General features: G+C 62.2%; 12 protein-coding genes and 2 pseudogenes. 2 read left to right on the forward strand and 12 right to left on the reverse strand.

Annotated elements, in window-relative coordinates; genetic code table 11:
* Window positions 1-3: 3 nt before the first annotated feature.
* Both ACK4S9_RS22600 and ACK4S9_RS22605 read left to right on the forward strand, forming a co-directional pair.
* A pseudogene (locus tag ACK4S9_RS22600) lies at window positions 4-237 on the forward strand (transposase); the annotation flags it as partial.
* Between the two features lie 170 nt (window positions 238-407).
* On the forward strand, window positions 408-1,349 hold the full coding sequence (locus tag ACK4S9_RS22605) for an IS30 family transposase (RefSeq protein ID WP_409730107.1): 942 nt from the start codon (window positions 408-410) through the stop codon (window positions 1,347-1,349).
* Between the two features lie 62 nt (window positions 1,350-1,411).
* Here ACK4S9_RS22605 and ACK4S9_RS22610 read toward each other — a convergent pair whose 3' ends face one another.
* From ACK4S9_RS22610 to ACK4S9_RS22665, 12 genes and pseudogenes are all read right to left on the reverse strand, one after another.
* A complete protein-coding gene (locus ACK4S9_RS22610) occupies window positions 1,412-2,023 on the reverse strand; it encodes a hypothetical protein (RefSeq protein WP_409730109.1) in 612 nt (203 codons plus the stop codon).
* Window positions 2,024-2,031: 8 nt separating this feature from the next.
* On the reverse strand, window positions 2,032-2,748 hold the full coding sequence (locus ACK4S9_RS22615) for a hypothetical protein (RefSeq protein ID WP_409730111.1): 717 nt from the start codon (window positions 2,746-2,748) through the stop codon (window positions 2,032-2,034).
* Complete coding sequence (locus ACK4S9_RS22620) at window positions 2,745-3,707, reverse strand: pesticin C-terminus-like muramidase (RefSeq protein WP_409730113.1); 963 nt, start codon at window positions 3,705-3,707, stop codon at window positions 2,745-2,747. The genes ACK4S9_RS22615 and ACK4S9_RS22620 overlap by 4 nt, the downstream gene beginning before the upstream one ends.
* An 8-nt stretch (window positions 3,708-3,715) precedes the next feature.
* Window positions 3,716-4,618 (reverse strand): TadE/TadG family type IV pilus assembly protein, encoded by a 903-nt coding sequence (locus ACK4S9_RS22625; protein WP_409730115.1) that lies wholly within the window; start codon window positions 4,616-4,618, stop codon window positions 3,716-3,718.
* 66 nt (window positions 4,619-4,684) lie between these two features.
* Complete coding sequence (locus ACK4S9_RS22630; protein WP_409730117.1) at window positions 4,685-4,810, reverse strand: hypothetical protein; 126 nt, start codon at window positions 4,808-4,810, stop codon at window positions 4,685-4,687.
* Window positions 4,811-4,887: 77 nt separating this feature from the next.
* Window positions 4,888-6,648, reverse strand: a complete 1,761-nt coding sequence (locus ACK4S9_RS22635; protein WP_409730118.1) for a hypothetical protein — start codon at window positions 6,646-6,648, stop codon at window positions 4,888-4,890.
* On the reverse strand, window positions 6,645-7,943 hold the full coding sequence (locus ACK4S9_RS22640) for a hypothetical protein (protein ID WP_409730120.1): 1,299 nt from the start codon (window positions 7,941-7,943) through the stop codon (window positions 6,645-6,647). The genes ACK4S9_RS22635 and ACK4S9_RS22640 overlap by 4 nt, the downstream gene beginning before the upstream one ends.
* A complete protein-coding gene (locus ACK4S9_RS22645) occupies window positions 7,940-8,908 on the reverse strand; it encodes a TadE/TadG family type IV pilus assembly protein (RefSeq protein ID WP_409730121.1) in 969 nt (322 codons plus the stop codon). The genes ACK4S9_RS22640 and ACK4S9_RS22645 overlap by 4 nt, the downstream gene beginning before the upstream one ends.
* On the reverse strand, window positions 8,905-9,255 hold the full coding sequence (locus ACK4S9_RS22650) for a DUF192 domain-containing protein (RefSeq protein ID WP_409730123.1): 351 nt from the start codon (window positions 9,253-9,255) through the stop codon (window positions 8,905-8,907). Before ACK4S9_RS22650 ends, ACK4S9_RS22645 begins: the two co-directional genes overlap by 4 nt.
* 2 nt (window positions 9,256-9,257) lie before the next feature.
* Entirely contained in the window at window positions 9,258-10,151 is an 894-nt protein-coding gene (locus ACK4S9_RS22655) for a type II secretion system F family protein (RefSeq protein ID WP_409730125.1), read from the reverse strand.
* Window positions 10,152-10,154: 3 nt separating this feature from the next.
* Window positions 10,155-10,397, reverse strand: a pseudogene (locus ACK4S9_RS22660) (IS3 family transposase); the annotation flags it as partial.
* A 31-nt stretch (window positions 10,398-10,428) separates the two neighbouring features.
* Window positions 10,429-10,767 (reverse strand): IS3 family transposase (locus tag ACK4S9_RS22665; protein ID WP_409730127.1); only part of this gene is annotated, 339 nt, incomplete at its 5' end.

Consider the following 10,767-nt stretch of genomic DNA (forward strand, 5'->3'; position numbering starts at 1 on the left):
TACATCCAGCAACAGGGTGGAGAGGATTTCCTGCGTGGCGTGGTGGAAGCGGTGCTGACGCGGTTGATGGATTACGAAGTCACCGGTCAGATCGGTGCCGGCCTGCACGAGCGCAGCGGCGCGCGGCAGGTGTATCGCAATGGCTACCGGGAGCGCATCCTGCACACCCGGCTGGGGACGCTTGAGCTGCCGATTCCGAAGCTGCGTTCGGGCAGCTACTTTCCGTCCTTTCTGGAACTGAGCTTCCCCCGAAATTTCGTCTTCCAAGAGATGGGGTATAAGGCCCCGTAAATTGGAAGGAGAGAGGGCGGATTCAGGAATGAAGTGCAATTTTGAGTAATGCTGGTTGAGTGGGCGGGATGCGGTAGCATCCCCGCTTTTTTGACCGGCCAGTCGAAATTGCAGAAATGAGCTACACACACCTCACCCGAGAAGAACGATATCAGATTTACGCATTGAAGCAGGCAGGCCACAAGCAAAGCGAGATTGCCCACGTGCTGGAACGAAGCGCATCGACCATCAGCAGAGAGCTGGCCCGCAATCGGGGGCAGCGCGGCTATCGACCGAAACAGGCGCACGGTATGGCGCAAGCGCGGCGTGCGATGAATGCGCGGACGATTGACGAGGCGACCTGGCTGTTTGCACAAGAGAAGCTCTCGCAGCAATGGAGCCCCGAGCAGATCAGCGCACATGCCCGCATCAGCCCGGAGACGCTGTATCAGCGTGTTTATGCGGACAAGCGGGCGGGCGGCTTGCTGTGGAAGAATCTGCGCTGTCAGAAGCTACGCAAGAAACGCTATAGCAAAACGGACCGGCGGGGCATGATTTCCAACCGGCGCTCCATCGAGGAACGCCCGGCCATTGTCGAGACACGGCGCCGGGTTGGCGACTGGGAAGCCGACACCATCATCGGGAAAAATCACCGGCAGGCCATCGTAAGCCTGGTCGAGCGCAAGACAGGTTTCACCCTGATCGAGAAGGTTGAACGCAAAACTGCGCAGGCTGTGAGCGACGCCATGCACCGACTACTCACACCGTACCGGAGGAAGGTGCATACCATCACTTCGGACAACGGACGTGAGTTCGCCGGGCATGAAGAGATCGCCAAGCGCTTGCAGGCTGACTTCTACTTCGCGCACCCCTATGCCTCCTGGGAGCGCGGCACGAACGAGAACGCCAATGGATTGATACGTCAGTATTTCCCGAAGAACCGGGACTTCACCACCATTACACAACAGGAGATCGATACGGCGATGGAGCGTTTGAACAACCGGCCCAGAAAGCGCCTTGGGTACAAAACACCCAGTCAGGTATTCTCCAAAAAGTCAGGCGTTGCACTTCAAAGTTGAACCCGCGCGTAACGTTTGGTGTATGGGTCGCGTAGTACGCGAAGACTTCCCGGGCGGGATGCCTACTTCGTGTAAGTACCCAGCCGCGAGGGCGCGAGATTTGCGAAGTATCCGCTCATCTGCGGTTCGGGAAACAGCCCCAGCAATTGCCAGTATTTCCCGTCAACCGTGCGGTAGAGCGCAAGCGGCGTCGAAGGAAAGATGCCGTTCCAGAACACGGTGTTCATACGGATGGCGGAGCGCTCATCGAGGGTGGGTGCAGCGGCTTCGGGCAATGCGCCGATACGTCTGTTCTGGTCGAATCCGGGGCCGTAGTTTTTCGCCAGCGCGGCATAAGGGTCGGGGGCGCGCAAGAGCGCCGCTGCACGTGCGGTGCTGGTCTTGTTCATATAGGCCACAGGTATCCAAAGGGTGGCCCACTGGCGCCGCGCCGGGGTATCGAACCAGCGCCACAGATGCGCGCAGGCCGGGCAGTTCAGATCGATGAAGAATGCGGCTTGAATCGAATCGTCCGGCCTGGCCAGTCGCACCCCTTTCAACTGCTGCGCGGCAAGCCACAGGGAACGATCACGCTGGCCGTGCATGGTGGCGTTCTGGCCGATGAGCGTTTCTGCACGAAGCACCGGACTCAAGAGTGCCAGGGCGGTAGTGGCGAGGAACTGGCGGCGGGTCATGGGGCTTATTATCGACCGAACGCCTCTAACGGCACGTCAGCGGCCTCCACCTTTGGAATATCGAGCGGACGCATGGAGGGCAGGAGGTAGGCCCGCACCTGAATGATGCCCAGCCATTCGGTTTGCATCACGAACTTGCAAGCGGCCGACATTTTGGGCTCTCTGCAATCGACGTTAAAACCCAGGATCTTGGCCTGCAGCCAGCGCTTCAGATACGGCAGATAGGTTTCCAGGTCGCGCTTGTCACGCACGAACAGGTCCACCGCCGGGTTTTTCAGAAACGTCTTGTCCGCACTGGCCTGGTAGTCCGCTATGGAAGTGAACGGCTCGCAATGCCAGCCATCGCACCAGGGAATGCTGTCCATCGCAGCGAGCAGGCGCGGGCGGCCTTTCGCGTCGAAGATGGCGACGGATTCGGTCGTTGCCTCCTTGTCTCTGAAGCCCCAATAAATGGCTATCCCGTCTTTCAGGGTCAAGCGTAGAGGCCCGTACCCGAATCCTTCCAGAATGCGCTCGGACACCAAGACTTTCTTCCTGATGCGGGGATCCGAGTAGTAACGTGTCGTCGCTTTACCCGCGAATGCCTCAATCAATTTTTGGCTTGGCGCAGTAGACGGAACACTATCCAACGGCTGCGCCGCAATGTTCAACGCCTGAAACAGCATGGCGAAACCTATGACGCAAAGTACCTGGCGAATCCGTATCATCTTGAAACGTCCTTTCATGGTTTGCTCTGATTGCCACCGCCCTGACTCACGGGCGGACAGGGATCGCCGGATTCCGGCAGGTATTCGTTGTCGATGCCAAACTGTACGGCATCGCCCTCGCGGTATCTGCGCGTCGTGTATTGGTCGGGCAGGCTCAACAACCAGTCTGCCAGTTTTTTCCACTCGCCATCGTATACGTACTTCCAGAACGTCTGGCGAATTGAGTCCTTCGAGTTGCTCAGGCCATACTGATAGGCGAAGTCGACAATCACCGTCTGCGCCTCGGTCGGCAGTTTCTTGAATACCATTTTTTGCGTATTCTTCTTGTCGAACTGCATAGCGGCTTTTTTCTGTACGTCGTAACCGAATGCGTCTGCCAGCAGTCTGGCTTCAGCTATAGTCACGGTGAGCGGAGTCTTGGCCAACGCGTCCACCGCTTTTTGTTTTTGCAGCCCGAAATAGGGATCGAGTTTCTTCATCAATGCCGGCACATCGACCTTATCTGGGAGGTAAGCATCCAGCACGGCTTTTGTGCCCGCAGCGCTCTGCTGGCCGAGATCGACACCGGTGCTGATGGTGACGCCGCTGTGGCCGACTATGTCACCCTGCTTATGAACGATCTTGCCGCTCTTGTCCTTGATGTCCTTGTCGTATCTCGGAACGTAGCCCTTGGTTCGCAACGCGCCTTCGCTTCTCTCCAGAAAATCCTTATCCACACGCCATTTCTCGGTACAGGCATCGTTCATGTGAAGCGTGCAGTTGTTCGCCCTGACGAACTGCATTTTGAGTTTGAGGCTTCCAAGACACGTCCCGGGGCATTCCGGTTTCGTTGGTGTCCCATCCACGCAAGAGGCTCTCGACGGATCGCACGCCGGCTTGGGTTTTGGCAAGGGCAGTGCGGCCATGGCAGCAGTCAATCCCAGCGCCACGACCAGGAGCAGCGTGCCGATAACGCGAATTGGGATCGGTTGAAGCATAGCGTCTTTCATGGCATGGGCGTGAGGTCTATGCAGTCAGGCTTGTCCGGACAGTTGCCGGTCGCTGGATCGCAAATCGGCTCCAGATCGCCCGGCGGCTCTGTCTTCGGCGGCCTCGTACACCCCGGATCAGTCACCTCGCACCTCGGCAGCGGCTCGCCGCCCGGCCCTGGCGGCGAGCCCGGGTCTTCGGGCTCGCCGCCGTTGCCCGGGCCGGGCAGGCTCGCATTGCCCGCCTCGATCGCCGGCGACTGCATGCGCATCACCACGTGGGTGACCACCGGGATGCGCCCGGCCGCGATGAGCCCCTGGCGGAACGCGTCGGTATCACCCTCGTTCAGCACCGACAGCGCCCAGTTCATGAAGCGCCCCGCCAGTGGAATCTGCTTGTTCGGAGGAATGCCCCAGATGATCCTGAGCTTGAGCAGATTGGCGTCGAGTAGCGTCTGCCCGCTGCGGTTGGTCTTCGGGTCGTGGTTGCAACTGGGCACATCGGCCGGGCAGTCGAGGAAGGCGAGATTCGTGTTGGGCATCACCCGCGCCGAAGTCTTGAGCCTGGCGGCCAGCGCCGGCGAGTGGTAGTCGTCGAAACTCTCTTTCGTCGGCGAGAGGATCTCGATACGCACTTGGGCAGGCGTGGTGTCGGCAAGCGCCTTGGCGTAGGACGCCGCAAGCTCGGCGGTGGTCGTGCCGCCGCCGTAATAGCCGGTCATGGCGCGGGCAAAGGCCGTGCGGATCGCCGTGGGGTCGGCGTGTTGCGTCGTCCCCGCGCGCGCCGCCTCGAAGGCCGCGTAGTTCAACTGGCTCTTGGCGTGGTAGAGCAGGCCGTACTGGATCAGGTTCAGGAGCAGGAACAGCACCGTGGGCACCACCACCACGAACTCGACCAGGGTCGCGCCGCGCTGGGTCAAGCGGCGCAGGCGGGCGTCGCGCGGGGGCAAGACAGGCAGGCAGACGCAGCGCATGCCGGCAAGCGCTCAGGGTTTGGCGAGCAGGGCCTGCTCGGCCCAGCCTTCGGTGTCGGCGCTCTTGACCCGCACGTAGCGCCCCTGCGCTTCGCCCAGAGCGATGACTTCCTCGTGTCTGGCGAGCTGGCCGAGCACCCTGGCCTCGGGCCTCGCGCCGGCCAGCAGCTTGACGCGGGCGATGCGGGCGACGCCCGCGTCAGATTCCGTGGCCGTTAACGGGGCAGTTCGTTATAGGTCTGCCGCCACTTCTGCACCCAGGGCAGCGCTTCGTAGTGCTCGGGGCGGTCGATCATGTCGGCAAGATCGGCCGCTGGGAACTTGGCCTTGTAGGCGATCATCCAGTCGATGCGGCTCTGCACGAAGGTCTTGCCCTTCTGCTTGAGCAAGCGGTTGATCTCGGCATCGATCGTTTTCAGGTCCGCCGGGCTGAGCTTGAACACATCGCGCGTGGGCGCGCCCACCGGCTGGCCGGTCTCGGGGTCAAGTGCGGTGGGTTTTGGTTTGGCTTCCTGCTGCGCACGTTGCGCTTCTTCTTTCGCCTGCGCCTGCTGCCAGATCTCGCGCCGCGCCTGGGCGAAGGCCTTGGTCATGCGGTCGATGGCCGCCGACGCCTGTGGCATGTCCGGGTCGACCCTCGGCTCGCGGTAGACGCCGCGGGCCATGTCGGCAAGCCGCGCGCGGGCCTCCGCCGCGCGCTCGCCCTGGGGGGCGGCCTTGAGGTAGGCCTCGTAGGCAGCCACGGCGGATTGGTGCGTATCCTCGTCACAGCCGGGTTTTTCGCCTTCGCGCCGGTCCTGCACCTTGTTCCAGCACACCGCTTCGAGGGCCAGGCCGCGGTTGAAGTAGAGGATGGGGGCAACCGGCAGGCGGCGCACATCGGTCCAGGCGATGGCCTGGGCGTAGTATCTGGCCGCATCCTTGAAGCGGCCGCCGGCGTATTCCAGCGCGCCGCGCCAGCCCCAGATGTCGGGATTGCGCGGGTCGGCGGCGTTGGCATAGCCCATCAGCAGCGAAGCACGGGTGTAGTCGTGCGCCTTGAAGGCCTTGAGCGCGTCCATCAGGTGCCGCTCGGCGATGTAGGCGCGCACCGACCAGTATTCGGCGGTATCGGGACCGAAGATCCACTTGCGGTTTTCTTCCAGGAACGCATCGCCCGCAGTCCACCCCGCGCTCAGGTCTTTGAATTTGCCGATCTTGGGGTCCCAGCGGAAAACCCACAAGAGCAGCCCCGAGGCAGGATAAGAACGGTACTCATATCCCCCCCCCTCCTTTGCGTCGCGCTCATCAAGCATGAGGTCTGGGCCAGTCATTGCAGTCATTCCGCTCGTGTAGTCGTAGCTCGGCACCACAATGTAGGGCGTGCCCCCATCCTTGGGATGGATGCGGTAGACGATGGTCTTGTCGTACTCGGTGCCCGGCAGCGGCATGGGGCCGCCGAGGCGGGGGGGGAGGCTGGCGCCGTCGGCGAAGTATTTTTGTTTATCTTCAGCCGAATCGGATTCCCCCGGCAACGGCCCGAAGGCCTTTTCCAGGCTGGTGCCGGGAGTCTTGCGCAAGCTGATGCCAAAACCCTGCCCCCAAGAGCTACGGCCAGAGAACGTGGTAGCCAGATAATCGCACAGCCCGTCGTCGTTCACATCCAGGCTCTGGTGCCAGCTGGCCTCTTCTGTCAAATTCTTGCTACTCATGTCGAGCGCCGCGCCACCTGTGGCGGGGTCGCCAGCATAGTCGTAATACAGCTGGCTTGACTTGAAAGCGTCCAAATTGCTCCTGTCGCGCGCAAGTTTCTCGATTTCACCCGCACACTCGTTGGGCCGAATCTCGAACTTGTCCAGTTGCGATTCGACCGGGTAGGCCTTGACCTGGGCTGCGGCCGCCCGGGCCTCGGGGGCGGCGGCTTCGGTCGCCGGCTGCTTGCAGCCGAAGAGGATGGCGGCGCCAATGAGGAGCGTGAGGATGGCCGGGGGTCTCATGCCTGCGCCTCCTTGGGTTCGGGTTCGCTCGTGGATTTGTCGCGCGGATCCTTGCCGCATTTGAAGTTCCATTTGATCTTTTTCCAGTGTTCAACAAACTTGTTGGCGTAGGCGCCGTATATGGCCTTGAAGCCGCCGCTATTGTGCTTGGAGGCGAAGTAGCGGGCGATTTTCTCCTCGTCGCTATCGGGATGCAGGATCTTCACGTCCTTGTCGACGTCCGGATGCTTGGCGGCGGCCTTGATGTTGTCGCGGATGAAGCTCTCCTCGGCCTCGGGGGTGGCATCGAACCATTTTGCCAGCCCCTCTTTGAAGGCGGCGTAGGGGATCGTCGGGTGGCTGTAGGCGGCGCGGTTGTAGAAACTATAGAAGCCTTCGGCCCAGCGTTCTTGCTGATTACCGGTGTAACCGCCATTCCACAGGTAAGGCCGGATGGCTTTGAGTTTGTCGGTTTCATGGGGAAACGCGCGGTCGAGCAGTTCGGTAAAACGTGTCCAGTAATTTACTGCGGGGCTGGCGCTGGGGATATTGCCCTTCCCCTCGAGGAATTTCTGGAACTCAACCATGTTGGGCACGTTACCAATGAATTTGCCTGTGACATTCTTGTAAGTGTCCCGATATTCCCTGCGCAAAGGTTCGGCAAACGCCTTCAGCTTCTGATACGCCACCGCCCGCTGCCACCAGGTATCCCACTCGTCCTTGGGGATGCCGGACTTGCCTAGGAAATCGTCCGCCGCCTTGGTGCGCGCCGGCATGGTCAGGTCTTTGTAGTCATTGTACTTGGCCGCTTCGTCGAGGAGGTCGGGGATGGGTGGCCTATTTTTTGGGTCGATGGTGTACATTGCGCCGCCTCGGTTTTTCGCATCCTTCAAATCCTTTCTTGTCAGCGTATAGGACTTGCCGTCCTTGGCGGTGAAGGTGAATTCCTTTCCACCTTGGTCGATCAAGCCGGTGAGGATCTTATCGATCACCATCTGGCTCGGCCCATAACTCGCCGGCTCGTCGGCCGGGGTGGCCATCTCGGAGTAGACGCGCTCGCCGCCTTCCATTTTCTTCAGGGCTTCGAGGATGCGCTCGTAGCGCAGGTCTTCCGCGCTTTTCTCGACGCACTTGGTCGGTGTGCTGGAACAGAGTTTGGTGTTGTCCATGGACGTCGGGAGCAAGTCGAAGCGTCCGCCGTCTGCCCGCGTGCTGGCGGCCCTGGCGCACAGGAAGAGACCCAGCATCAGCAGGGTGATCGCGCCGCGCAGCGCACAGTCGTGATGCAGGGCTCGTTTCATCACATTGCCTTTCATGGCCGGCATCCTCCCGGCAGCAGTGCGCACAGGTCTGCCGGGCCGTCTGTGCGCGTAGCCGAATCCGGGATGGGCGTGTAGTTGATTGGATCGCAAGGACCGGGTTTGGGCTTGGGATCGATCGGCTCCAGATCGCCCGGCGGCACTGTCTTCGGCGGTTTAGTGCACCCCGGATCGGTGACATCGCACCTGGGCAGCTCCGGCCCCGGGTCGGTGGGCCCCGGGTCTTCGGGCTTGCCCTCGTTGCCCGGTCCCGGCAGGCTCGCATTGCCCGCCTCGATCGCCGGGGACTGCATGCGCATCACCACGTGGGTGACCACCGGGATGCGCCCGGCCGCGATGAGCCCCTGACGAAAGGCGTCGGTATCACCCTCGTTCAGCACCGACAGCGCCCAGTTCATGAAGCGGCCCGCCAGTGGAATCTGCTTGTTCGGAGGAATGCCCCAGATGATCCTGAGCTTGAGCAGATTGGCGTCGAGTAGCGTCTGCCCGCTGTGGTTCGTCTTCGGATCCTTGTTGCAACTGGGCACATCGGCCGAGCAGTCGAGGAAAGCGAGGTTGGTGTTGGGCATCACCCGCGATGAAGTCTTGAGCCGCGCGGCCAGCGCCGGCGAGTGGTAGTCGTCGAAACTCTCTTTCGTCGGCGAGAGGATCTCGATACGGACTTGGGCAGGCGTGGTGTCGGCAAGCGCCTTGGCGTAGGACGCCGCAAGCTCGGCGGTGGTCGTGCCGCCGCCGTAATAGCCGGTCATGGCGCGGGCAAAGGCCGTGCGGATCGCGGCGGGGTCGGCGTTTTGCGTCGTGCCGGCTCTTGCGGCTTCGAAGGCCGCGTAGTTCAACTGACTCTTGGCGTGATACAGCAGACCGTACTGGATGAGGTTCAGCAGCAGGAACAGCACGGTGGGCACCACCACCACGAATTCCACCAGGGTGGCGCCGGACTGTTGGGAACAGCCGCGTTTCATGCGGAGTGCTCCTCGAGGCAGGGCGCAAGACAGCCGGCGAGCGATTCGCCCGGTACCAATCCCAGGCGTTCGGCTTCGCCGGCGGCGAGTTCCAGGGTCTGGTAGGCGGCAAGGCAAGCGGCGAGCCGCCAGGGTGCAAGACGCGGCACGATCTTCTCGATGCGCCCAGCGCGGTCGAGGAAGACGACGTCGATGGGATGGCGCATGAAGGCGGTGTGCACGCTGTTGCAGGGATCGAGTAGCAGCCCCTCCCCCGGCGGCAGCGGCGGGGCGAGGAGCAGGCCTTTCAACCGCGCGAGGAAGGTCTCGGCGCGGCGAACGAGGAGCGAGCGCGGGCCAAGATCCATGCCTAGAACCCCGAGGCCAGGAACTTCATCACGATGGGAAACATCAGGATGGCGAACACGCAGGGGAAGATGAAGAAGATCAGCGGAAACAGGAGCTTCACCGGCGCTTCCATGGCGAGCTTCTCCGCGCGGGCGAAGCGCTCCATCCGGCGCTGGTCGGCCTGGGCACGGAGGATCGGCCCCAGGCTCATGCCGGTGGCCTCGGCCTGGACGAGGCTTGCGACGAAGCTTGCCACCGGCGGCATGTCCATGCGGGCAGCCAGTTCCCGGAGCGCCTCGGCGCGAGGCTTGCCGGCGCGCATGTCGCGCAGCAGGCGCGCGAACTCGTCCCGGAGCGCGCCTTCCGGGCCCTTGTCCACCGCCTGCTGGATGGCGCCGGCGAGATTCAAGCCCGCTTCGACGGCGAGCGTGATGAGGTCGAGCATGAAAGGCAGCGACTTCAGGGTCTGGCGGCGGCGAAGCTCGATGCGGTCGCGCAGCCAGATGGCGGGATAGGCAAAGCCCAGGAGCGCGCCGAGAACGAAGGGCCACAGAGTGGCCACCCGGAAACTGTCGGCGACCCAGGCAGCGACGAGCCCCGCCAGCAGCGCCCACAGCAGGCGGCCGGCGAGGAACTGCGCCGGGTTCAATGCAAAGTCCAGCCCGGCGGCGCGCAGGCGCGCGAGGCTGGCGCGCTGGTGTTTGGCGGGCAGCCACGGCCCGAGGTAGTGCGCCAGCCACTGCAGCGGCCACCACACCAGACGAAAGCCTGCGGGCGGCGGATCGAACCAGGTGCGGTCCTGTTCGGGCACGGCGGCGACGAGCCGCGACACGACCCAGGCGATGAGCGCGAACGACAGGCCCGCCGCGAGCGCAAAGCCGGCGATGTGAGGTCGGTTGCAAATCGTAGAGTCCAACGGTTAAGCGGCCATCTGCCTTGCATAGTATTGCTGACTGAAAGCGGCGGGCGACAGATGGCCGAGTCGTGCCTGCTTTCGAATCCGGTTGTAGAAGATCTCGATGTATTCCGTAATCTCACGCCTGGCCTGCTCGCGGGTTGCGAAGCGGCGGTGATGCACCAGTTCGGTCTTCAGAGAACCCCAGCAACTCTCCATTGGCGCGTTGTCCCAGCAGTTGCCCTTGCGGCTCATTGAAGCCTGCATGAGGTCGGTTGCAAATCGTAGAGTCCAACGGTTAAGCGGCCATCTGCATTGCATAGTATTTCTGACTGAAAGCGGCGGGCGAGAGATGGCCGAGTCGTGCCTGCTTTCGAATCCGGTTGTAGAAGATCTCGATATATTCTGTGATCTCACGCCTGGCCTGCTCGCGGGTTGCGAAGCGGCGGTGATGCACCAGTTCGGTCTTCAGAGAACCCCAGCAACTCTCCATTGGCGCGTTGTGCCGGGCTTCGCCCTCTCGCCTGGCGGCTCGCGAAACGTCGCTTCGCTCGTTTTCCCAGCAGTTGCCCTTGCGGCTCATTGAAGCCTGCATACCGAACTGGCGCAACAGCTTTTGATAGGCATGGGCGCAATA

The organism is Massilia sp. (assembly GCF_046293535.1).
Taxonomy (GTDB): Bacteria; Pseudomonadota; Gammaproteobacteria; order Burkholderiales; family Burkholderiaceae_D; genus Telluria.

What these genes read in the sequence shown, in the direction of transcription:
- ACK4S9_RS22650 (WP_409730123.1), bottom strand. Translation starts at nt 9,255, where the DNA reads ATGGATCTTGGCCCGCGCTCGCTCCTCGTTCGCCGCGCCGAGACCTTC.
- ACK4S9_RS22620 (WP_409730113.1), bottom strand. Translation starts at nt 3,707, where the DNA reads ATGCTTCAACCGATCCCAATTCGCGTTATCGGCACGCTGCTCCTGGTC.
- ACK4S9_RS22635 (WP_409730118.1), bottom strand. Translation starts at nt 6,648, where the DNA reads ATGAGACCCCCGGCCATCCTCACGCTCCTCATTGGCGCCGCCATCCTC.
- ACK4S9_RS22605 (WP_409730107.1), top strand. Translation starts at nt 408, where the DNA reads ATGAGCTACACACACCTCACCCGAGAAGAACGATATCAGATTTACGCA.
- ACK4S9_RS22640 (WP_409730120.1), bottom strand. Translation starts at nt 7,943, where the DNA reads ATGAAAGGCAATGTGATGAAACGAGCCCTGCATCACGACTGTGCGCTG.
- ACK4S9_RS22610 (WP_409730109.1), bottom strand. Translation starts at nt 2,023, where the DNA reads ATGACCCGCCGCCAGTTCCTCGCCACTACCGCCCTGGCACTCTTGAGT.
- ACK4S9_RS22615 (WP_409730111.1), bottom strand. Translation starts at nt 2,748, where the DNA reads ATGAAAGGACGTTTCAAGATGATACGGATTCGCCAGGTACTTTGCGTC.
- ACK4S9_RS22645 (WP_409730121.1), bottom strand. Translation starts at nt 8,908, where the DNA reads ATGAAACGCGGCTGTTCCCAACAGTCCGGCGCCACCCTGGTGGAATTC.